19 protein-coding genes are annotated in these 21176 nt (G+C 67.3%); 9 read left to right on the top strand and 10 right to left on the bottom strand.

All coding sequences use genetic code 11. The features are described 5' to 3' along the window. Nucleotides 1-205 precede the first annotated feature (205 nt). Nucleotides 206-1018 (top strand): tRNA cyclic N6-threonylcarbamoyladenosine(37) synthase TcdA, encoded by an 813-nt coding sequence (gene tcdA, locus PSPA7_RS20030; protein ID WP_012076678.1) that lies wholly within the window; start codon nt 206-208, stop codon nt 1016-1018. On the opposite strand, the gene PSPA7_RS20025 is transcribed toward tcdA, so the two are convergent. Together PSPA7_RS20025 and PSPA7_RS20020 are read right to left on the bottom strand one after the other, a co-directional pair. Further along, entirely contained in the window at nt 1019-1747 is a 729-nt protein-coding gene (locus PSPA7_RS20025; protein ID WP_012076677.1) for a 4'-phosphopantetheinyl transferase family protein, read from the bottom strand. It abuts the gene before it with no gap. Between the two features lie 226 nt (nt 1748-1973). Continuing rightward, entirely contained in the window at nt 1974-2762 is a 789-nt protein-coding gene (locus tag PSPA7_RS20020; RefSeq protein ID WP_012076676.1) for a dienelactone hydrolase family protein, read from the bottom strand. A 176-nt stretch (nt 2763-2938) separates the two neighbouring features. Between PSPA7_RS20020 and PSPA7_RS20015 the strand changes: the two genes are divergently transcribed. The 3 genes from PSPA7_RS20015 (at nt 2939) to loxA (ending at nt 6564) form a co-directional block, all read left to right on the top strand. After that, a complete protein-coding gene (locus PSPA7_RS20015) occupies nt 2939-3610 on the top strand; it encodes an alginate lyase (protein WP_012076675.1) in 672 nt (223 codons plus the stop codon). Nucleotides 3611-4105: 495 nt separating this feature from the next. Beyond that, entirely contained in the window at nt 4106-4426 is a 321-nt protein-coding gene (locus PSPA7_RS20010) for a hypothetical protein (RefSeq protein WP_003148843.1), read from the top strand. Between the two features lie 80 nt (nt 4427-4506). Then, nucleotides 4507-6564: a lipoxygenase LoxA gene (loxA, locus tag PSPA7_RS20005; protein ID WP_041025382.1), complete on the top strand. Its 2058-nt coding sequence runs from the start codon at nt 4507-4509 to the stop codon at nt 6562-6564. A gap of 42 nt (nt 6565-6606) precedes the next feature. Here the strand turns inward: loxA and PSPA7_RS20000 are convergent, their stop codons facing one another. Beyond that, complete coding sequence (locus PSPA7_RS20000; protein ID WP_003148841.1) at nt 6607-7338, bottom strand: TerC family protein; 732 nt, start codon at nt 7336-7338, stop codon at nt 6607-6609. Between the two features lie 521 nt (nt 7339-7859). On the opposite strand from PSPA7_RS20000, the gene PSPA7_RS19995 reads away from it, so the two are divergent. Further along, entirely contained in the window at nt 7860-9056 is a 1197-nt protein-coding gene (locus PSPA7_RS19995; protein WP_012076672.1) for a lytic murein transglycosylase, read from the top strand. A gap of 31 nt (nt 9057-9087) precedes the next feature. Here PSPA7_RS19995 and PSPA7_RS19990 read toward each other — a convergent pair whose 3' ends face one another. From PSPA7_RS19990 to napE, 6 genes are read right to left on the bottom strand one after another with little or no spacing between them, the layout of a single operon-like run. Beyond that, nucleotides 9088-9684 (bottom strand): cytochrome c3 family protein, encoded by a 597-nt coding sequence (locus tag PSPA7_RS19990; protein WP_003148839.1) that lies wholly within the window; start codon nt 9682-9684, stop codon nt 9088-9090. Between the two features lie 10 nt (nt 9685-9694). Then, entirely contained in the window at nt 9695-10186 is a 492-nt protein-coding gene (locus PSPA7_RS19985; RefSeq protein ID WP_012076671.1) for a nitrate reductase cytochrome c-type subunit, read from the bottom strand. A gap of 10 nt (nt 10187-10196) precedes the next feature. After that, nucleotides 10197-12701, bottom strand: a complete 2505-nt coding sequence (napA, locus tag PSPA7_RS19980; protein WP_012076670.1) for a nitrate reductase catalytic subunit NapA — start codon at nt 12699-12701, stop codon at nt 10197-10199. Further along, the gene (locus PSPA7_RS19975) at nt 12682-13011 is read right to left on the bottom strand and encodes a chaperone NapD (RefSeq protein ID WP_003082422.1); all 330 of its coding nucleotides are present in this window, start codon (nt 13009-13011) and stop codon (nt 12682-12684) included. Before PSPA7_RS19975 ends, napA begins: the two co-directional genes overlap by 20 nt. Further along, complete coding sequence (locus PSPA7_RS19970) at nt 13004-13495, bottom strand: ferredoxin-type protein NapF (protein WP_012076669.1); 492 nt, start codon at nt 13493-13495, stop codon at nt 13004-13006. Before PSPA7_RS19970 ends, PSPA7_RS19975 begins: the two co-directional genes overlap by 8 nt. An 8-nt stretch (nt 13496-13503) precedes the next feature. Next, nucleotides 13504-13671, bottom strand: a complete 168-nt coding sequence (napE, locus tag PSPA7_RS19965; protein ID WP_012076668.1) for a periplasmic nitrate reductase, NapE protein — start codon at nt 13669-13671, stop codon at nt 13504-13506. A 222-nt stretch (nt 13672-13893) separates the two neighbouring features. Between napE and PSPA7_RS19960 the strand changes: the two genes are divergently transcribed. From PSPA7_RS19960 to PSPA7_RS19945, 4 genes are all read left to right on the top strand, one after another. Next, entirely contained in the window at nt 13894-14496 is a 603-nt protein-coding gene (locus PSPA7_RS19960; RefSeq protein ID WP_012076667.1) for an outer membrane beta-barrel protein, read from the top strand. A gap of 79 nt (nt 14497-14575) precedes the next feature. Next, nucleotides 14576-15253: a two-component system response regulator PhoP gene (gene phoP, locus PSPA7_RS19955; RefSeq protein WP_012076666.1), complete on the top strand. Its 678-nt coding sequence runs from the start codon at nt 14576-14578 to the stop codon at nt 15251-15253. Further along, on the top strand, nt 15250-16596 hold the full coding sequence (gene phoQ / locus PSPA7_RS19950) for a two-component system sensor histidine kinase PhoQ (protein WP_012076665.1): 1347 nt from the start codon (nt 15250-15252) through the stop codon (nt 16594-16596). Before phoP ends, phoQ begins: the two co-directional genes overlap by 4 nt. Nucleotides 16597-16697: 101 nt before the next feature. Next, on the top strand, nt 16698-20057 hold the full coding sequence (locus PSPA7_RS19945) for a diguanylate cyclase (protein ID WP_041025381.1): 3360 nt from the start codon (nt 16698-16700) through the stop codon (nt 20055-20057). A 3-nt stretch (nt 20058-20060) separates the two neighbouring features. Here the strand turns inward: PSPA7_RS19945 and PSPA7_RS19940 are convergent, their stop codons facing one another. Then, entirely contained in the window at nt 20061-21062 is a 1002-nt protein-coding gene (locus PSPA7_RS19940) for an AraC family transcriptional regulator (protein ID WP_012076663.1), read from the bottom strand. Between the last annotated feature and the right edge of the window lie 114 nt (nt 21063-21176).

The following is a 21176-nucleotide window of genomic DNA, read 5'->3' as shown; positions in this document are numbered from 1 at the left end:
CATGGGCTGCGCCCAAGCGCCGCTCTGTCCGGTGCCTCCTCGCATGCTGTCCCGCGCCCCTGCGAGGCACTCAGGCGCCGGGCTGGCGGCTCCCTTGCAGGTCTGGCCCGGTCGCCGCGGCAGGCTGCAAGATCGCAGGCGACGCGGCGCGCCCGGCTTTTTATAATGCGCGGCAATTCGCGATCGGATGTTTCAGGGGTGGGTGATGCAGGTGGATGAACAGCGCTTCGGCGGTATCGGCCGGTTGTACGGTCGCGAGGGGCTGCAGCGCCTGGCCGACAGCCACGTGGCGGTGGTCGGCGTCGGCGGGGTCGGTTCCTGGGCGGCGGAAGCGCTGGCGCGCAGCGGTGTCGGCGAGATTTCCCTGTTCGACCTCGACGATGTCTGCGTGACCAACACCAACCGCCAGGTGCACGCCATCGAGGGCGCGGTGGGCAAGGCCAAGGTCGAGGTGATGGCCGCGCGCATCCTGGCCATCAACCCGGCCTGCCGGGTCCGCGCGGTGGCCGATTTCGTCACTCGCGAGACCATGGCCGAGTACATCGTGGACTTCGACTACGTCATCGACTGCATCGACAGCGTGGCCGCCAAGGCCGCGCTGATCGCCTGGTGCAAGCGGCGCAAGATCCCGGTGATCAGCACCGGCGGCGCCGGTGGCCAGGTCGATCCGACGCAGGTCCAGGTCGCCGACCTGAACAAGACCTTCAACGACCCGCTGGCGGCCAAGGTGCGTTCCACCCTGCGCCGCGACTACAATTTCTCGCGCACGCCGGGACGCACCTACAGCGTGCCCTGCGTGTTCTCCAGCGAACAGCTGCGCTACCCGAAGCCGGACGGCACGGTGTGCCAGTCGAAGAGTTTCGTCGGCGAAGGGGTGAAGCTGGACTGCGCCGGCGGCTTCGGCGCGGTGATGATGGTCACCGCCACCTTCGGCATGGTCGCCGCCGCCCGCGCCGTCGAGCGCCTGGCGGAAGGCCGCGCGCTGCGGCCGTCGCGGCGCACACCGGGGAAGGCTTGATCAGGCGCCGACCGCCACCAGGCTGAGCAGGCGTTCGTCGAGCACGGCGAACTGGGCGTCCAGCTCGCTGCCGTGCCGCCACTCCGCCGACAGGTCGGTGAGCAGGCGCAGCCGGGCGTGGCCGTCGGCGCGCCATTCCAGCAGTTCCGCATGTTCGAAGTAGAAGCGCTTGCCCACCAGCGGATAGAGCGCCTTGAACAGGCTTTCCTTCAGCGAGAAGACCAGCGTCACCAGCAGGCCGGTGCGTCGCTCCAGGTCGTCGGCGAAGCGCAGGCGCTCGCCTTCGGTGAGGATCTCGCCATGCAGGTAGCGCGCCCGTTCGGCTTCGAGCAGGGTTTCCACGTCCAGGCCGAGGCCGCGCCAGTCGCCGCGCGCCGCCACCAGGGCGGCGGCCCAGCGGTCGCCGTGGGTGATCGAGCCGCTGATCGCGGCCGGCCAGACCGGCGCGCGGCCCTCGCCGATGGCCGGCACCTGGCCGTTGCCGTCGAGGGCGAACAGGGCCGCGCGCGCGCAGAGGCGTCCGGCGAGGAATTCGGCCTGGCGCTTGGCCACCGCGCGGAGGATGTTCGCCGGCGGCTGGATGCCGGCCAGGGCGAAGTCGCCGGGTTGCAGCAGCGCCGGGTCGAAGCGGGTGCTGCGCAACTGCACGCCGGGCAGCGCGACGGGCAGCGGCCAGTGGGCGTCCAGCGGGGAGCAGAAGGCGGGGAGACGGTCGTTCATGGCGCGCATTGTGCCGGTTCCCGACGTGGCCCACCAGTCACGCGGCGCTTACACAAGATTGCAAAAGCGCAACAAAGGAAAACGGACCGCGAGGCCCGGTTTTGACAGACTGCGCCGCGCATTCCCATGGAATGCAGGTGAGGTTGTTTGTTGATGACGGGATACTGTCCTGTCTCGACCTTTCAAGACGGGAGTCCTTCCGGGGACTCCCGTTTTTTTATGCGTCGAGGCCGGGTCAGCCCCGCTTGAAGATGTCCTCGAGGAACGCCTGCAGGTCCGCCCAGGAGCGCTGGTCGGCCTGGCGGTCGTAGCCGATGTCCAGGCCGTGGCCCCGGTGCGCGTCGGCGTCCGGATTGGTGAAGCCATGCCTGGCGCCGTCCTGGATCACCACCTGGTAGTCGGCGCCGGCAGCGCTCAACTCCTGTTTCAGGGCGTCGAGGTCCTTGGTCGGGACCATGCTGTCGGCGCTGCCGTGCTCCACCAGGATCTTCGCCCTGACGCTGCCCTTGCTGGCCGGGGTGGTGGTGCCGAGGGCGCCGTGGAAGCTCGCCACGCCGGCCAGCGGCAGGCCCTGGCGAGCCATGTCGAGGACGATCTTGCCGCCGAAGCAGTAGCCGATCGCGGCGACCTGGCTGGGATCGGTCTGCGGTTGCCGCTTCAGCAGTTCCAGGCCGGCGAGGAAGCGCGTCCTGGCGGCGTCGGCGTCCTTCGTCGCGGCCTGCATGAAGGCCATCGCGTCCTGCGGGTGCCCGGTGTGCTTGCCATCGCCGTACATGTCGATGGCCAGGGCGCTGTAGCCGAGTTCGGCGAGGTCGCGGGCGCGGCGCTTGGCGTAGTCGTTGAGACCCCACCACTCGTGGACCACGATGACGCCGGGGCGGATTCCCGGCTTGCTGTCGTCGTAGGCGAAATAGCCGACCATACGCGTGCCGTCGGCGCCCTGGTAGGGCATCTCGCGGGTCTGGATCGCGGCCTGGGCGCCGAACGCGCAGGCGATGAGCAACAGGGCGCTGAGCAGGCGCATGGCGTCTCTCCGTGAAAGGGTCCCCGATCAAGATAGACGCTTGCGCGCGGGTCGCGGGAAAAACCCTCGGTGCCGGCCCTGCGCCGCTCAAGCGCGGGCCGCCCGGGCCGGGCAAAGCGCGCGGCGCTCATCTACCCTATGGGCGATTCCCTTCCCCTCGCTAGGACACCGTCTGGATGCCTGACCTGAGTACCTGGAACCTGACCATCCCCCAGGGCCGCCCGGCCATCACCATCTCCACCAGCCAACTGCAGCGCGACTACCGCAGCGACTATTTCCAGCGCACCGCCGAAGGCATTCGCTTCTGGGTGCCGGTCAATGGCAGCCATACGCGCAACAGCGAGTTCCCGCGCAGCGAGCTGCGCGAGACCCTGTCCAGCGGCAAGCCCTACAACTGGCGTTACGCCAGGGCCGACAACTGGCTGCAGGCGACCCTGCGCATCGAGGCGGTGCCCTCGACCCGGCGCATGATCATCGGCCAGATCCACAGCGACGGCAGCAACAGTGGCCAGGCCGCGCCGCTGGTGAAGCTGCTCTACCAGCTGCGTCTCGACCAGGGGCGCGTCCAGGCGCTGGTGCGCGAGCGCCCGGATGACAGCGGGACCAGGGTCTACACGCTGATGGACGGGATCCCCCTGGGCCAGTCGTTCAGCTACCGCATCGGCGTTTCCCGCGACGGCCTGCTCAGCGTCTCGGTGAACGGCAGCGCCCTGGAGCAGCGGCTGGACCCGCAATGGGCCTACCAGGGGCTGTACTTCAAGGCCGGGCTCTATCTGCAGGACAACCGCGGGCCTTCCAGCGAAGGCGGACGGGCAACCTTCAGCGAGCTGCACGTTCGCCATCAGTGACGATAGGACGGTGGTGCGTCGCGCACTACCTGCCTTCGCAGGATTTCACAACTGCAAGAGTTGACAGGTGCGGAGGCGGGAATTCCGCGCGTGAAGAAAAATATCCATGTTTTGTAAAGGGTGAAATGCCCGGGCGAAGCGCGGCTTCTGGTACTTGAGTACATTCTTTTGCCTTGGCTCCCCGCATCGAATAAATACCGCGCTCGACGAATATCCTCCTCCGTTATCCGGAAGGGCGCGTTCCCGCGCGGCCGGGAGTTGTCGCTTGCCGGTTGCCGTCCGGTAATTCGCCAAGTCAAAAAAACACCGCCAATAATTATTGTGGATAACTATTGATTAAGTAACTTCCTGTCAACTGTGCGAAGCGTCAGCTTATTGCCGGTTTTACCTGTCGCTATTGATTTTTCACGTTCCGGGAAAGTTCGGGGCGTGAATGTTCCTTGGCTGTTATCAGCGAGAAACTTTCATTTCAATGAAATATAGGGAGTCTTCGATATGAACGATCAGGTAAATGCATTGCCGGTTCTCGACCAGGCGGAAGTGGAACAGGTCGCCGGCGCTGGGACATTCCTTGGCGACGCCATCATCAATGGCGTCTACGCGACCAACTCCTTCCTCAATTCCCCACTGTTCTCCAGCATCGGCAACGTCGCCAGCGCCATCGGCCTCAACCGTACTCACGAACTGGTGGACCTGCTGGCGTTCCAGGTGCCGTCGGTGGCGGCGATCACCGTGGGCAAGATTCTCGGCGGGACCGACAACCACAACGTTCCGCTGCATTACAACAAGGAAAGTGGCGAAGGGCTCTACAGCTGATCGGAACGCACCGTTGAAAGAACGACTCGATGCCTCGGCATCGAGTCGTTCCCTGTGAATGCATTGATGGAGTCGATGATATGAAACGCAGGAGTGTGCTCTTGTCGGGTATCGCCCTGAGCGGAACCGCACTGGCCAATGACTCGATATTCTTTTCGCCCTTGAAATATCTGGGAGCGGAACAACAACGATCTATCGATGCCTCGCGAAGTTTGCTGGACAATCTGCTTCCACCGAGTCTGCCGCAATACGACAACCTGGCCGGGAAGTTGGCGCGGCGCGCGGTATTGTCCGGCAAGAAGCTGGCATATGTCTGGACCGAAAACTTCGCCAATGTCAAAGGTGTGCCGATGGCACGCTCGGTGCCCCTGGGTGAATTGCCGAACGTCGACTGGCTGTTGAAGACCGGCGCAGTGATCGTCGAGCTGATCGTCAATTTCGTTGCCTCGCTGCCGGCCTCGGCCGCTGCCCAGTTCGAGCGGATCGCCGCCGGACTCAGCGCTGACCTGGAGGCGGCGCGCAAGGTCCATGCAGAGTTGCTGGAGCAGGCGAAGAACGACCCGGCCGCGGCCGCCAGCCTGCTGCTGCGCTTCACCGAGTTGCAGGCACGGGTGATCGCCCTGCTGACACGGGTCGGCTTGCTGGTCGACGACATCCTCAAGAGCGCCAGCAACCTGGTTACCCAGGGCGGGCAGGACGATGGCCTGAACCGCTTTCGCGCGGTGTTCGGCACCCTGCGCCTGCCGCAGGTCGCCGACAGCTTCCGTGACGACGAAGCGTTCGCCCACTGGCGGGTGGCCGGGCCGAACCCGCTGCTGATCCGCCGCGTCGATGCGTTGCCGGGCAACTTTCCGTTGAGCGAAGAGCAGTTCCGCCGGGTGATGGGCGCCGACGACAGCCTGCTGGAAGCCACGGCCAGCCGCCGCCTGTACCTGCTGGACTACGCCGAACTGGGCAAGCTGGCGCCAGTGGGCGGGGTGGACAAGCCGCTTACCGGCACGGGCTTCGCCTACGCGCCGATCGCCCTGTTCGCCCTCGGCAAGGACCGCGCGACGTTGCTGCCGGTGGCCATCCAGTGCGGCCAGGACCCGGCGACCCATCCGATGTTCGTGCGCCCCGCCGAGTCGGAAAGCGAGCTGTACTGGGGCTGGCAGATGGCCAAGACGGTGGTCCAGGTGGCCGAGGAGAACTACCACGAGATGTTCGTCCACCTGGCCCAGACCCACCTGGTGAGCGAGGCGTTCTGCCTGGCTACCCAGCGCACCCTGGCGCCGACCCATCCGCTGCATGTCCTGCTCGCCCCGCACTTCGAGGGGACCCTGTTCATCAACGAGGGGGCGGCGCGGATCCTGTTGCCGAGCGCCGGCTTCATCGACGTGATGTTCGCCGCGCCGATCCAGGACACCCAGGCCACCGCCGGCGGCAATCGGCTGGCTTTCGACTTCTACCGCGGCATGTTGCCGGAGAGCCTGAAGGCGCGGAACGTCGACGATCCGCTCGCGCTGCCGGACTATCCCTATCGCGACGACGGCCTGCTGGTGTGGAACGCGATCCGCCAGTGGGTGGCCGACTACGTGGCGGTGTACTACGTCGGCGACGGCGACGTGACCGGCGATGTCGAGCTGGCGGCCTGGGTCGGCGAAGTGATCGGCAGCGGCAAGGTGGCCGGGTTCCGCCCGATCGCCAGCCGGGCGCAACTGGTCGAGGTGCTGACCATGGTGATCTTCACCGCCTCCGCGCAGCACGCGGCGGTCAATTTCCCGCAGCCTTCGATGATGACCTACGCGCCGGCGATCTGCGCCATGAGCGCGGCGCCGGCGCCGGACTCGCCGAGCGGCAAGAGCGAGGCGGACTGGTTGAAGATGATGCCGCCGACCCTGGTGGCGCTGGAGAAGGTGAACATCTACCACCTGCTCGGTTCGGTCTACCACGGTCGCCTGGGCGACTACCGGCAGACCGGCTTCCCTTATGCGCCGGTGTTCTCGGACGCGCGGGTGACCGCCAGCGGCGGACCGCTGGAACGCTTCCAGGCGCGCCTGAAGGAGGTCGAGGCGATCATCCGCACGCGCAACCAGGCGCGGCGCCGGCCCTACGAGTTCCTGCTGCCGAGCCGGATTCCGGCGAGCACCAATATCTGAAGGGAGAAATAGAACGGGGCGCCCCTGGGCGCCCCGTTCGGCTCAACTGCTTTCGCCTTCGGCGTCCGCTGGCATGGCATGCCGCCGCCTCAGCTGGCGACGCGCCAGCAGGCTGCCGACGAGGATCACGAACAGCGCGCCGAAGGCCGCCGCGCCGTAGTGCAGGTAGTGGTCCCACTGCGCGTAGGGCGCCAGCCAGGGCTTCAGCGCGCTGTCGGTGAGCAGCATGCCGCCGGCGATCCAGCCGAGCAGGCCGCCGCCGAAGAGGATGATCAGCGGGAAGCGGTCGATCAGGCGCAGGATCAGCTGGCTGCCCCAGACGATGATCGGGATGCTGATCAGCACGCCCAGGGAGACCAGGAAGAAATCCCCGGCCGAGGCGGCGGACAGGGCGATGACGTTGTCCAGGCTCATCACCGCGTCGGCGATGATGATGGTCTTGATCGCGCCGAGCAGGTGGGTGCTGCCCTTGATGTCGTCGCCGTTCTCCTCCTCCGGTAGCAGCAGCTTGATGCCGATCCACAGCAGCAGGAGCGCGCCGATCACCTTCAGGTACGGCAGGTCGAGCAGGTGCAGGGCGAAGAACAGCAGGAGGATGCGGATCAGGATGGCGCCGGCGACGCCGCCGAAGATCGCCTGCTTGCGCCGGTGCGCCGGCAGGTGCCGGCAGGCGAGGGCGATGACCACGGCGTTGTCGCCGCCCAGGAGGATATCGATGGCGACGATCTGCAGCAGGGCTGTCCAGAACGTCGGGTCGCTCAACCAGTGGATCAAGGCTGTACTCCGAAACGTGTAGTGAGGGCGGAAAGCCCGGGACGGCGGCGGATGGCGGCCGCCCGGCTTTCCAGCGGTGGTCCTGGGGACCGTCGGGGCCGGCTCCGGCTTGTGGACGGAGGCGGGGAACACTGCTTGGACAGGCGGACGCCCGGCCAGTGCCCGGAAAATCGACGCGTAGGTGCGCCGTCGCATCCAGGCTCCAGGTGTGACGCGGCGGATCGGCCACGAGACACCCGGCAAGCGCATTCCGTCGTCAGTCTGCCCGAGCAGGGTTTCAGCCGGCTTTCATTCAGGGGGGGAGATGGCGTCGCTCCCGACGGGGCGGTAGGCTAGCGGACTGTGTGGCTGATTCGACCCGTCGATTTCGGCGCCGGGCTTCGCCATGCCGCGTTTGCCGCTCCTCGGCGGAGTCCCGGTACCCGAACTTCGATCGAATCCACCGCACAGGCCACTAGGCTTTCGGCGCCGGGGGAGCCCGCCGGTGCCATGGACGACCGCTCACCGCACAAGGAAAACCCATGCGCAGTCTTCTTCTTTCCTCGCTGGCGTTGCTGCCCACGCTGGCCCTGGCGCAGCCCGACGCCTCGACCTTCCCTTCCTGCCTCGCCGGCCTGCAGAAGAAGGCCCAGGCACAGGGCATTTCCGCCGACAGCTATGCGCGCTTCACCAGCGGCCTGCAGGCCGACCTCAGCGTGCTCGAGCTGCTCGACGCGCAGCCGGAGTTCACCACCCCGCTGTGGGACTACCTGGCCGGCCTGGTGGACGAACAGCGAGTCAGCGACGGCAAGGCGATGCTCGCCCAGCACGACAAGCTGCTCGACCAGGTGGTCGCGCGCTACGGCGTGGACAAGTACACGGTGGTGGCGGTGTGGGGCGTGGAAAGCGACTACGGGCGGATCTTCGGCAAGCGTCCGCTGCTGACCTCGCTGTCGACCCTGTCCTGCTACGGGCGCCGCCAGTCGTTCTTCCAGGGCGAGTTCCTCGCCACCCTCAAGCTGCTGCAGGCCGGCGACATCCGCGACGCCGGCATCACCGGCTCCTGGGCCGGCGCCTTCGGTCATACCCAGTTCATGCCGTCGACCTATGCGCGGATCGCCGTGGATTTCGACGGCGACGGCCGGCGTGACCTGGTCGGCAGCGTGCCGGACGCCCTCGGCTCCACCGCCAACTACCTGAAGAAGGCCGGCTGGCGCACGGGACAGCCGTGGGGCTACGAAGTGAAGGTGCCGGCCGATTTCCCCGCCGGCCTGGCCGGGCGCGGCAAGCGCCAGCCGCTGTCGGCCTGGGTCGCCCGTGGGGTGAAGCGGGTCGACGGGCAGCCGCTGCCGGGCGGCGACGAGAAGGCCGCGATCCTCCTGCCGACCGGGGCCCAGGGCCCGGCTTTCCTGGTCTATCGCAACTACGATGCGATCTATTCCTACAACGCTGCGGAAAGCTACGCGCTGGCCATCGCCCTGCTTTCCGACCGCCTGCGCGGCGGCAGCGGCCTGGTGGCGTCCTGGCCGACCGACGACCCGGGCATCAGCCGGCTCGAGCGCAAGCAATTGCAGAAGGCGTTGCTGGCGCGCGGCTACGACATCGGCGAGGCCGACGGACTGATCGGCACCAGCACGCGCAAGGCGATCCAGGCCGAGCAGAAGCGCCTCGGCCTGACCCCGGCCGATGGTCGCGCCGGGCGCAAGATCCTCGAGGCGCTGAAGGGCGCCCAGCCCTGAGCCCGCCGCGCCGCCCGGTTCGCGGGCGGCGCTACCAGCCTTTCACGCCGGTCATGTCCGGCAGGTGGTGGGCGATCCCCTTGTGGCAGTCGATGCAGGTGGCCTCGCCGCTGGCCAGCGCAGTGGAGTGCATCTGTCGCGCGCGCACGCTCTGCCGGGTGAAGTCCATGAACTCGAAGTTGTGGCAGTTGCGGCATTCCAGCGAATCGTTGGCCTTGAGCCGTGCCCATTCGTGCTCGGCCAGCTCGCGGCGGTGATCGAGGAATTTCTCGCGGGTGTTGATGGTGCCGAAGATCTTGCCCCAGACCTCCTTGGAGGCCTGCATCTTGCGCGCGATCTTGTCGGTCCACTTGTGCGGCACGTGGCAGTCGGGACAGGTGGCACGGACCCCGGAGCGGTTGCTGTAGTGAATGGTGTCCTTGAGCTCGGCGAACACGTTGTCGCGCATCTCGTGGCAGGAAATGCAGAAGGTCTCGGTGTTGGTCGCCTCCAGGGCGGTGTTGAAGCCGCCCCAGAAGATGATCCCGGCGATGAAGCCGCCAAGGGTCAGGAAGCCCAGGCTGAAATGCACGCTGGGACGACGCAGGACCCGCCAGTAACCGGCCAGCCAGGCGATGAGTGCTTTCATGCGGCCTCCCTCAGGGCTTGCGCGCCGCATTGGCGGCTTCTTTCTCGAGGATCTGGTCGATGTTCTCGAAGCGGTTGTCGACCAGCGGCTTCACGTCCTGTTGCGGCACATGGCACTGCACGCAGAAATAGCGGCGCGGCGAGACGGCGGCCAGCGGCTGGCCGTCGCGGTCCATGTAGTGGGTGATGCTGATCATCACCGCCTGGGTCCGCGCGCTGTTGGCGCGGCTGTGGCAGGACAGGCACTTGTTGCTGTCCTTGTCGATGCGATAGCCGACGATGCTGTGGGGAATGGTCGGCGGTTGTTCGGGGTAGTTGCGCTCGCGTTTCAGGTCCTTGTTTTCCTCGGCCGCCAGCGGCGGCGCCGGACGGCTCTCGGCCAGCGTGCCGCCGGGGCGGCGGCCGTCGGGGGCGGGCGCGTCCAGCGGGTAGCCGGGGTCGGCGGCGAAGGCCGTGGGAGCACCGAGCAGGACGAGGAGCAGGGCAGTCAGCAGAGGTTTCATGGCGCGCTCCTCAGGCCAGGTTGAGCAGTTCGATGCGAACGGCGCACTTCTTGTAGTCGGTCTGCTTGGAGATCGGGTCGGTGGCGTCCAGGGTGACCTTGTTGATCAGCTTGTTGGCGTCGAAGAACGGTACGAACACCAGGCCCTGGGGCGGCTTGTTGCGCCCTCGGGTCTCGACCCGCGCGCGGATCTCGCCGCGCCGGCTGACTACCCTGACCTCGCTGCCGCGGCGCAGCTTGAGCTGGCGCGCGTCGTCGGGGTGCATGTAGACCACCGCGTCGGGCACCGCCTTGTACAGCTCCGGAACCCGCGCGGTCATGCTGCCGGTATGCCAGTGCTCGAGCACCCGGCCGGTGGCGAGCCAGAACGGGTAATCCCGGTCCGGTGCCTCGGCCGGCGGCTCGTAGGGCAGGGCGAAGACGATCGCCTTCTTGTCCGGATAGCCGTAGAACTGCACGCCGCTGCCCTTGCTCACATAGGGGTCGTAGCCCTCGCGGTAGCGCCAGCGGGTTTCCTTGCCGTCCACCACCGGCCAGCGCAGGCCGCGCGCCTCGTGGTAGGCGTCGAAGGGGGCGAGGTCGTGGCCGTGGCCGCGACCGAAGGCGGCGTATTCCTCGAACAGGCCCTTCTGGATATAGAAGCCGAAGGCGTCGACCTCGTCGTTGGCGTAGCCCTTGGCCAGGTCGCTGGCCGGGAAGCGGTCGACCTGGCCGTTGCGGAACAGCACCTCGTAGAGGGTCTTGCCCTTCAGCTCGGGGGCCTTCGCCAGCAGCTCGGCGGGCCAGACCTCGTCGGTGGTGAAGCGCTTGGAGAATTCCACCAGTTGCCAGAGGTCGGACTTCGCCTCCCCTGGCGCCTTCACCAACTGGTGCCAGAACTGCGTGCGGCGCTCGGCATTGCCGAAGGCGCCTTCCTTCTCCACCCACATGGCGCTGGGCAGGATCAGGTCGGCGGCCTGGGCCGAGACGGTGGGATAGACGTCGGAGACGATCACGAAGTTGTCCGGGTTGCGCCAGCCGGGCAGCACCTCCTGCATCACGTTGGGACCGGCCTGCATGTTGTTGCTGACCTGGGTCCAGTAGACGTTGAGCACGCCGTCCTTGAGCATCCGGCTCTGCTGCACGGCGTGGAAGCCGACTTTTTCCTGGATGGTACCGGCCGGCACCTTCCAGATCTTCTCCGCGGTTTCCCGGTGCTTCGGGTTGGTCACCACCAGGTCGGCCGGCAGCCGGTGGGAGAAGGTGCCGACCTCGCGCGCGGTGCCGCAGGCCGAGGGCTGGCCGGTGAGCGAGAAGGGGCTGTTGCCCGGTTCGCTGATCTTCCCGGTGAGCAGGTGGATGTTGTAGATCAGGTTGTTCGCCCAGACCCCGCGGGTGTGCTGGTTGAAGCCCATGGTCCAGAACGACACCACCTTGCGCCTGGGGGCGGCGTAGAGTTCGGCGAGAGCCTTCAGGCGCTCGGCCGGCACGCCGCTTTCGCGGGCAGCGCGCTCCAGGGTGTAGGGCTTGACGAACTCGGCGAAGGCGTTGAAGTCGATGTCGCTCCAGGTGTTGGCCTTGTCGGCGTTCTTCGCCTTCTTCTCCAGCGGGTCGTCCGGGCGCAGGCCGTAGCCGATGTCCTCGGCGCCGTGGGCGAAGCGCACGTGGCGCTCGACGAAGTCGCGGTTCACCGCGCCGCTTTCGATGATGTGGTTGGCGATGTAGTTGAGGATGATCAGGTCGGTCTGCGGCTTGAACACCATGGGGATGTCGGCCAGCTCGAAGCTGCGGTGCTCGAAGGTGGACAGCACCGCGACCTTGACCTGCGGTGCGCTGAGCCGGCGGTCGGTGACCCGCGACCAGAGTACCGGGTGCATCTCGGCCATGTTCGAGCCCCAGAGGACGAAGCTGTCGGTGGCCTCGATGTCGTCGTAGCAGCCCATCGGCTCGTCCATGCCGAAGCTGCGCATGAAGCCCATCACCGCCGAGGCCATGCAGTGGCGGGCGTTGGGGTCGATGTTGTTGCTGCGCAGGCCGGCCTTGAACAGCTTGTTCGCCGCATAGCCTTCCCACACCGTCCACTGGCCGGAGCCGAACATGCCGACCGACTCCGGTCCCTTGGCCTTGAGCGCGGCCTTGAACTTCTCGGCCATGATGTCGAAGGCCTGCTCCCAGCTGATCGGCTGGAACTCGCCCTGCTTGTCGAACTTGCCGTCCTTCATGCGCAGCAGCGGACGGGTCAGGCGGTCGCTGCCGTACATGATCTTCGACAGGAAGTAGCCCTTCACGCAGTTGATCCCGCGGTTGACCTCGGCCTTGATGTCGCCGTGGGTGGCCACCACCTGGCCGTCGCGGGTGGCGACCATCACGCTGCAGCCGGTGCCGCAGAAACGGCAGGGAGCCTTGTTCCAGTCGAGGCTGGTGACGTCCGCCTCGGTCACCAGGTTGCTGGCGCGGACCAGGATCGGCAGGCCGGCCGCCGCCGCGGCGATGGCGGCGGCGTTGGCCTTGGCGAATTCACGACGGGTGAGGTTCATCGATTGTCTCCTCGGGCGAGCACGGTATCGCGCGGTCGGTCATGGCCGCCGCGTCGTTGCTATCGTCGTCGTGCAGGATCTCGTGGTAGACCAGCACGGCGTTGAGCACTCCTGGCAGGTTCTGCAACTGGCCCAGGGTGTCGAGAATCTGTTCTTCGCGTTCGGCTTCCAGCACCAGGATCAGCTTGCCCTGCGGGCTTTCCTGGTAGATCTCCAGGCCGTCGAGCAGCGCCAGGTTGGCCTTCACCGCCGGCAGTCGCTCGGGTCGGCAATGCAGGATGAGGCTGGCGATCTGCAGGGCTTCAGGCATGTCGTGGAGACTCCTTGGTGGATAGCGCGCGCAGTTGGATGGCCTGGCTCGGACAGGGCGCCAGGCAGGCGCCGCAGCCGTTGCAGCGCTGGCTGTCCAGCTCGGCCAGGGCGACGCCGCCGGGGGCCGGGCGGAAGCGGATCGCGGCGGGTTCGCAGGCGTCCTGGCAACTGCGGCAGTGGATCCCGGCCAGTGCCAGGCAGTCTTCGCCAATCGCGGCGACCCAGGGGAAGGCCGGGCGGGTGCCATCGAACAGGCCGGCCTCGCAGCGGCTGGCGCATTCCCCGCACAGCGTGCAGCCAGCGCTGGAGAGGTCGAGTTCGGCGAGTCGCCCGGCGCCGATCCGCAGCACAGCTTCCGGGCAGGCCTCGACGCAGGCGGCGCAGCCCGTGCAGCGTACGGCGAAGTCGGCGGCGGTCCATGGCGGGCGGCGCGTCGGCGGACGCCCGCCGAGGCGACCGAACAGCTCTCGGCGAGTGGGCATGTTCGACCTCAGGCCGGCGGCCCGGGCGGGCCGGCCAGCAGCTGGTACATCCAGACGCAGAAGCCGAAGCCGCCGACCAGTGCGACGGACAGCAGCGGGAACAGGAAGATCACGAGGAACAGGAAGAGCCTGGCTTCCATGCCCTTGACGCGTCCCTGGTCGGGTTGTTCGTTCATTCGCCCAGCCTCTGTGCAGACGACTGTAGAGAGCCTAGACCCTACTTGCAGTACGGGCAAAAACCTCGTCGAGCGCGGCGCGCGGCAGCCTGGAAACAGAGCGTTCGCCGGCAAACGCGAGTCGTTCAGCGCGGGTTCAGCAAGCGTTCAGGGGCGGTTCAGTACCCTGACCGTACTCTGCAAGCCGTGACCTACACGACCCTCGCAGAACGGAGAAACACCATGAACGCACTCAAGACTCTCTTCATCGCTACCGCCCTGCTGGGCTCGGCCGCTGGCGCCCAGGCCGCCGATAACTTCGTCGGCCTGACCTGGGGCGAGACCAGCAACAACATCCAGAAGTCCAAGTCGCTGAACCGCAACCTGAACAGCCCGAACCTCGACAAGGTGATCGACAACACCGGCACCTGGGGCATCCGCGCCGGCCAGCAGTTCGAGCAGGGCCGCTACTACGCGACCTACGAGAACATCTCCGACACCAACAGCGGCAACAAGCTGCGCCAGCAGAACCTGCTCGGCAGCTACGACGCCTTCCTGCCGATCGGCGACAACAACACCAAGCTGTTCGGCGGCGCCACCCTCGGCCTGGTCAAGCTGGAGCAGGACGGCAAGGGCTTCAAGCGCGACAGCGACGTCGGCTACGCGGCGGGCCTGCAGGCCGGTATCCTGCAGGAGCTGAGCAAGAGCGCGTCGATCGAAGGCGGCTATCGTTACCTGCGCACCAACGCCAGCACCGAGATGACCCCGCATGGCGGCAACAAGCTGGGTTCCCTCGACCTGCACAGCAGCTCGCAGTTCTACCTGGGCGCCAACTACAAGTTCTAAGTGACCGCGCAGCGCCCGCGAGGGCATGCTTGGATGGCCGGGCCGCAAGGTCCGGCCGCATCTCATCCGGAGGAACCTCATGAAACTGCTGGTCGTGGAAGACGAGGCGCTGCTGCGCCACCACCTCTATACCCGCCTGGGTGAACAGGGGCATGTGGTGGACGCCGTCCCGGACGCCGAGGAAGCCCTCTACCGGGTCAGCGAGTACCACCACGACCTGGCGGTGGTCGACCTCGGCCTGCCGGGCATGAGCGGCCTCGACCTGATCCGCGAGCTGCGCTCGCAGGGCAAGGCCTTCCCGATCCTGATCCTCACCGCCCGCGGCAACTGGCAGGACAAGGTCGAGGGTCTGGCCGCCGGGGCCGACGACTACGTGGTCAAGCCGTTCCAGTTCGAGGAGCTGGAGGCACGTCTGAACGCGCTGCTGCGACGCTCCTCGGGGTTCGTCCAGTCGACCATCGAGGCCGGCCCGCTGCTGCTCGACCTGAACCGCAAGCAGGCGCTGGTCGAGGAGCAACCGGTGGCGCTGACCGCCTACGAATACCGCATCCTCGAATACCTCATGCGTCATCACCAGCAGGTGGTGGCCAAGGAGCGCCTGATGGAGCAGCTCTATCCCGATGACGAGGAGCGCGACGCCAACGTCATCGAGGTGCTGGTCGGCCGCCTGCGGCGCAAGCTCGAGGCCTGCGGCGGCTTCAAGCCGATCGACACGGTGCGCGGCCAGGGCTACCTGTTCACCGAGCGCTGCCGGTGATCCGCTCGCTCCGTGTCCGCTTGATGCTCGGCGCCGCCACCCTGGCGGTGCTGTTCATGCTGGCGCTGCTGCCGGCCTTGCAGCGGGCCTTCGGCATCGCCCTGGAGAACACCATCGAGCAGCGCCTGGCCGCCGACGTGGCGACCCTGGTGTCGGCGGCGCGGGTCGAGCATGGCCGCCTGGTGATGCCCGAGCACTTGCCGGTGGAGGAATTCAACCTGCCGGAGGCCAAGGTCCTCGGCTACATCTACGACCAGAATGGCCAGCTGCTCTGGAGTTCGACCTCGGCGGCCGACGAGTCGATCCACTACACGCCGCGCTACGACGGGCGCGGCAACGAATTCCACACCACCCGCGACGCGAAGGGCGAGGAGTTCTTCGTGTTCGACGTCGAGATCGACCTGCTGCGCGGCAAGCAGGCTGCCTACAGCATCGTCACCATGCAGTCGGTCAGCGAGTTCGAGAGTCTGCTCAAGGGCTTCCGCGAACAGCTCTACCTGTGGCTCGGTGGTGCCCTGCTGGTACTGCTCGGCCTGCTCTGGCTGGGCCTGACCTGGGGCTTCCGGGCGATGCGCGGGCTGAGCTCCGAGCTGGACCAGATCGAATCCGGCGAGCGCCAGAGCCTCAGCGAGGAGCACCCCCGCGAGCTGCTGCGCCTGACCCATTCGCTGAACCGGCTGCTGCGCAGCGAGCACAAGCAGCGCGAGCGCTACCGGCACTCCCTAGGCGACCTGGCGCACAGCCTGAAGACACCGCTGGCGGTGCTGCAGGGAGTCGGCGACCAGCTCGCCGAACAGCCCGGCAACCGCGAGCAGGTGCGGGTGCTGCAGGGCCAGATCGAGCGCATGAGCCAGCAGATCGGCTATCAGTTGCAGCGCGCCAGTCTGCGCAAGAGCGGCCTGGTGCGCCATCGCGAACAACTGGCGCCGCTGGTGGCGACGCTGTGCGACGCGCTGGACAAGGTCTACCGCGACAAGCGCGTCGACCTGCAACGCGACTTCTCGCCCACCTTCAGCGTGCCGGTGGAGCGCGGCGCCCTGCTGGAGCTGCTCGGCAACCTGCTGGAGAACGCCTATCGCCTGTGCCTGGGCAAGGTCCGCGTGGGCGCGCGGCTGGGGCCGGGCTACTCGGAGCTGTGGGTGGAGGATGACGGTCCCGGAGTCCCCGCCGAGCAACGCGCGCGGATCATCCAGCGCGGCGAGCGCGCCGACACCCAGCATCCGGGGCAGGGCATCGGCCTGGCGGTGGCCCTGGACATCATCGAAAGCTACGACGGCGAACTGAGCCTGGACGATTCCGGACTGGGCGGCGCCTGCTTCCGCATCCGTTTCGCTACAGTCTGAGACCTGGCTGCCGTTACCTACGTCTGAGGTTTTTCCGCGCTACGCTGAAGTCTGTTCGGCGGGCGCAGCTCCTTTGATGCAGGTACCGGGGATTCGAGCGGATGTTCAGTGGCAAAATCGGGAATAACGGATTCTGGCCGGGTATGCGGACCGGCGCGCTATTCTTTCTCGCCGCCCTGGCCTGCATCTACCTGTCGCGCCAGCCCGCCACCATCGCGGCGATCTGGCTGCCCAACGCGATCCTCGCCGCGGCCCTGCTGCGCGCGCCGTTGCGCCAATGGCCGATGATCCTGTTCTGCACCGCCCTGGCCAACCTCGCGGCGAACCGCCTGTATGGCGATAGCCTGTGGATGAGCGCGGCCTTCCTTCCGGCCAACCTGAGCGAGGCGACCTTCGCCGCGATGCTGTTGCGGATGAACCGGGTGCGCGAGGACTTCGATTTCAACCTGCTTTCGGCGGTGCGCGTGCTCTGGGCCGGCGCGCTGGTACCGCCGTTGCTCGGCGCCTCGGTGGGGGCGGCGCTGGTCAGCCTGTTCGGCCTGGGAAGCTTCCCGCAGATGTGGGCGCGCTGGTATGTCGGCGATGCGATGGGCATGCTCGCGCTGCTCCCGCTGTGCCTGGCCAGCAGCCTGGCGACATGGCGCCACGGGCTCTCCGGGCGCGCCGGGGTGGACAACGCGATGCTCTTGCTGGCGACCCTGTTCATCAGCTTCGTGGCCCTGACCCGGCTGCCGTACTCCTTCATCTATGTGCTGCTGCCGCTGCTGGTGGCGGCGGCCAGCACCAGCGTGTTCGGCACCGCGCTGATCGGTTGCCTTAACACCTGCTTCATCGCCGTACTGATCGCCATGGGTGTGTTCGCTCCCGAATCGTCCCAGCAGCGCTTCGGCGAACCGCTGCTGTACCTGCCGATGGCCCTGACCCTGATCCCGGCCTTCCTGGTCTCGGTGATCATGGAGCGCAGCCGGCGCGAGCAGCATCAGGTGGCCATCGGCGAGGCGCAATTCCGCGGGGCCATGGAGTTCTCGGCGATCGGCACGGCCCTGGTGGCGCTGGACGGCCGGCTGTTCAAGGTCAACGAGGCGCTGTGCCGGATGCTCGGCTATCCCGCCGAGCGCGTGGGCGAGCTGACGTTCCAGGCGATCACCTATGCCGCCGACCTGGAGCTGGACCTCGACCTGGTCCGCGACCTGCTGGCCGGCCGGATCAATTCCTACCAGATGGAAAAGCGCTACCTGCGCCAGGACGGCGAGACCTTCTGGGCGCGTATCAGCGTGTCGCTGGTGCGCGACGAGGAAGGCATCGCCCAGTACTTCGTGACCCAGGTCGAGGACATCGACAGCCGCAAGCGCGCCGAGCTGGAGCGCGAGCGCCTGGCCGAGCGGGTCAAGCTGGCCACCGATGCCGGCCAGATCGGCATCTGGGAATGGGACCTGCGGCACAACCGCCTGCACTGGGACTTCCGCATGTTCGATCTCTACGGCATCCGCAGCGGGCCGGGCGAGACCACGGTGGAGCAGTGGCAGGCGGCCCTCCATCCGGACGACCACGAGCGTGTGCTGCACGAGCTGGATCGCGCCCTCAGCGGGCTGCAGAAGTTCGACTGCGAGTTCCGTATCGTCCGTCCGGACCGGCAGGTCCGCCACCTGCGGGCGATCGCCACGCTGACCCGCGACGAGGACAGCCGGCCGGTGCGGATGATCGGCATCAACAGCGACATCACTGAGATCCGCACCTTGGCGGAAACCCTGTACGAGGAAAAGGAACGCCTGCAGGTCACCCTCTATTCGATCGGCGACGCCGTGCTGACCACCGATGCCGGCGGCCGGGTGACCTTCATGAACCCGGTGGCCGAGGCGATGACCGGCTGGACCCTGCAGGATGCACTCGGCGCGCCGCACGAACTGGTCTTCAACGTGCTCGACAGCGACACCGGCGATACCCTCGACAGCCCGGTGCGACGCTGCCTGCAGAACACCCGGGTGTTCTACCTGGAGGATGGCGCCACGCTGATCAGCCGCAAGGGCGAGCAGCACGACATCCAGAATTGCGCGGCGCCGGTGCGCACCCGTGACGGCGAGATCATCGGCACCGTGCTGGTGTTCCAGAACGTCACCAAGGCCCGGGCGATGCAGCGCGAGCTGAGCTATCACGCTTCCCACGATGCCCTCACCGGGCTGTTCAACCGCACCAAGTTCGAGGAGGAACTGCGGCGCGCGCTGGCCAATGCGCAGGAGCGGGCGAGCCAGCATGCGCTGTGCTTCATCGACCTGGACCGCTTCAAGGTGGTCAACGACTCCGCCGGACACGCCGCCGGCGACATGCTGCTGCGCGAGCTGAGCCGGATCCTCGCCGACCGTACCCGGGCCTCCGACACCCTGGCGCGCCTGGGCGGCGACGAGTTCGGCCTGCTGCTGTTCGACTGCGATCTGGCGGTGGCCGAGGAAGTGGCGAGCAAGCTGATCGAGCAGATCTGCTCGGTGCGCTTCCCCTGGGAGGGGCGGGTCTACGACGTGGGCGCGAGCATCGGCATCACCGCGCTCACCGCCACCTCGCGCAGCACCAGCGAACTGATGAGCCAGGCCGACGTGGCCTGCTACGCGGCCAAGCACGCCGGGCGCAACCGGGTCTCGGTGTACCAGTTCGGCCACGAGGAGGTGGAGCGCCAGCACCGCGACATCCTGCTCGCCAGCGGCCTGCGCGAAGCCCTGGAGAACGACCGTTTCCAGCTGCAGGCGCAGGAAATCGTGCCGGTCGTCGCGCGCCGCGATGGCGGCCGGCATTACGAACTGCTGCTGCGGCTGTACGATCCGGATGGCCAGATGACCCCGCCGGGCGCCTTCATTCCCGCCGCAGAACGCTTCAACCTGATGGCCAGCATCGACCGCTGGGTGATCAATGAGGCGCTGATCAACTTCGGGCCGCGGATCGCCGCCATCGATGGCCTGACCATCGGCATCAACCTGTCCGGCAATTCGCTCAACGACCCGCTGTTCCTGCCCTACCTGCTGGACCGCATCGAACACTCGCCGCTGGGGCCGGAGCGGCTGTACTTCGAACTGACCGAGACGGCGCTGATGAACCAGCTGTCGGTGGCCTCGCGAATCGTCGACAAGCTGCGCGACCTCGGTTGCAAGGTGGCGCTGGACGACTTCGGCTCCGGCCTGAGTTCGTTCAATTACCTGAAGAACTTCGCCGTCGATGCGATCAAGATCGATGGCAGCTTCGTCCGTAACCTGGACAAGAGCCCGGTGGACCAGGCCATCGTCGACTCCATCAACCAGATCGCCCAGCGCCTGGGCGCGGTGACCGTGGCGGAGTTCGTCGAGAGCCGGGAGATCCTCGACCACCTGGCACGCCTCGGCGTGGACTACGCCCAGGGCTACGCGGTGGGACGGCCGCAGCCGTTCGCCACGGTGCTCGAACAGTTGCGCGGCGCCCGCCGCCAGGGGCTGGGCTGAGGTTCAGGCCTCGGCCTGGAGACGGTACGCGCCGGGGGTGAGGCCGGTCCACTTCTTGAACGCCCGGTGGAAGGCCGAGGGCTCGGAAAAGCCGAGCTGTTCGGCGATATCCTGGATCGACAGCTCGTCGCGACCCAGGTGGTAGATCGCCAGGTCGCGGCGCAGGTGATCCTTGAGTTGCTGGAAGCTGCCGCCTTCCTCGCGCAGGTGGCGGCGCAGGGTCTGCGAGCTCATGTGCAACTGGCGGGCGACCTGGTCGAGATCCGGCCAGCGCCGGCAGTCGCGGCCGAGCAGGCGGCGGATCTGGCTGGTCAGGCTGTCGCCGCCGTCCGGACGGGCCAGCAGGTCGGCGGGCGAGTGCTGGAGGAACTGCTTGAGGGTACGTTCGTCCTGCAGCAGCGGCATGCCCAGGTAGCGGGCGGAGAACAGCAGACTGGTGTAGCCGGCGGAAAACCGCCGGGGGCAGGGGAACAGCAGGTCGTACTCGGCCTGGTGCTCTGGCGCCGGGTAGCTGAAGGTGGCCTCCTCCAGGCGGATGCGCTGGCCGATCAGCCAGCTGGCGAGGCGGTGCCAGATCACCAGCAGGCTTTCGGCGAGGAAGTGGTCCGGGTCCGCCAGGTGGCTTTCCTCGAGGCTCAGGCGCACCTGCTCGCCATCGCGCCGCAGGTGGACCAGCGGCGCCTGGGGAAACAGCCCGTAGAACAGCTCGCCGCGCTGCAGGGCCTTTTCCAGGGTCCGGCAGTGGATCAGGGTGTGGCACATCATGGCGAAGGTGCCGCGCTTGCTGCGTACCTCGCCGAAGCCCATGTATTCGTCGTCCAGCGCTTCCCAGAGCAACTGCATCAGGCGGGTGAACTGCTCCGGCGCGATACGCGCCCGCGGTTCGTCCAGCAGTGCCGGCTGGATGCCGGCCCGGCGCAGCAGGGCGGGGCCGTCCAGGCCCTGGCGCGTGGCCCCGCGCAGGGCGGCACGGACGAAGTGGCTGGCGATGGTGCGCTCACGCATGGCGGCGTCCTTGTTGTTGGAACGGCGATGGTAGGGCGCGGCCCGGACGAGGACAAGGGAGTGGCGGAGTCCCGCCAGGCGTGGACGGCGCAACCAGTCCGGCGGGCGGTAATC

The sequence above is a fragment of the Pseudomonas paraeruginosa PA7 genome (genome assembly GCF_000017205.1).
In the GTDB taxonomy this organism is placed as follows: Bacteria; Pseudomonadota; Gammaproteobacteria; order Pseudomonadales; family Pseudomonadaceae; genus Pseudomonas; species Pseudomonas paraeruginosa.
The sequence above is the reverse complement of the archived record's forward strand: the minus strand, read 5'-3'. Positions and strand labels throughout refer to the sequence as shown.

Coding starts and splice junctions, on each gene's coding strand:
- tcdA (WP_012076678.1), top strand. CDS start 206: ATGCAGGTGGATGAACAGCGCTTCGGCGGTATCGGCCGGTTGTACGGT.
- PSPA7_RS20025 (WP_012076677.1), bottom strand. CDS start 1,747: ATGCGCGCCATGAACGACCGTCTCCCCGCCTTCTGCTCCCCGCTGGAC.
- PSPA7_RS20020 (WP_012076676.1), bottom strand. CDS start 2,762: ATGCGCCTGCTCAGCGCCCTGTTGCTCATCGCCTGCGCGTTCGGCGCC.
- PSPA7_RS20015 (WP_012076675.1), top strand. CDS start 2,939: ATGCCTGACCTGAGTACCTGGAACCTGACCATCCCCCAGGGCCGCCCG.
- PSPA7_RS20010 (WP_003148843.1), top strand. CDS start 4,106: ATGAACGATCAGGTAAATGCATTGCCGGTTCTCGACCAGGCGGAAGTG.
- loxA (WP_041025382.1), top strand. CDS start 4,507: ATGAAACGCAGGAGTGTGCTCTTGTCGGGTATCGCCCTGAGCGGAACC.
- PSPA7_RS19995 (WP_012076672.1), top strand. CDS start 7,860: ATGCGCAGTCTTCTTCTTTCCTCGCTGGCGTTGCTGCCCACGCTGGCC.
- PSPA7_RS19990 (WP_003148839.1), bottom strand. CDS start 9,684: ATGAAAGCACTCATCGCCTGGCTGGCCGGTTACTGGCGGGTCCTGCGT.
- PSPA7_RS19985 (WP_012076671.1), bottom strand. CDS start 10,186: ATGAAACCTCTGCTGACTGCCCTGCTCCTCGTCCTGCTCGGTGCTCCC.
- napA (WP_012076670.1), bottom strand. CDS start 12,701: ATGAACCTCACCCGTCGTGAATTCGCCAAGGCCAACGCCGCCGCCATC.
- PSPA7_RS19975 (WP_003082422.1), bottom strand. CDS start 13,011: ATGCCTGAAGCCCTGCAGATCGCCAGCCTCATCCTGCATTGCCGACCC.
- PSPA7_RS19970 (WP_012076669.1), bottom strand. CDS start 13,495: ATGCCCACTCGCCGAGAGCTGTTCGGTCGCCTCGGCGGGCGTCCGCCG.
- napE (WP_012076668.1), bottom strand. CDS start 13,671: ATGAACGAACAACCCGACCAGGGACGCGTCAAGGGCATGGAAGCCAGG.
- PSPA7_RS19960 (WP_012076667.1), top strand. CDS start 13,894: ATGAACGCACTCAAGACTCTCTTCATCGCTACCGCCCTGCTGGGCTCG.
- phoP (WP_012076666.1), top strand. CDS start 14,576: ATGAAACTGCTGGTCGTGGAAGACGAGGCGCTGCTGCGCCACCACCTC.
- PSPA7_RS19945 (WP_041025381.1), top strand. CDS start 16,698: ATGTTCAGTGGCAAAATCGGGAATAACGGATTCTGGCCGGGTATGCGG.
- PSPA7_RS19940 (WP_012076663.1), bottom strand. CDS start 21,062: ATGCGTGAGCGCACCATCGCCAGCCACTTCGTCCGTGCCGCCCTGCGC.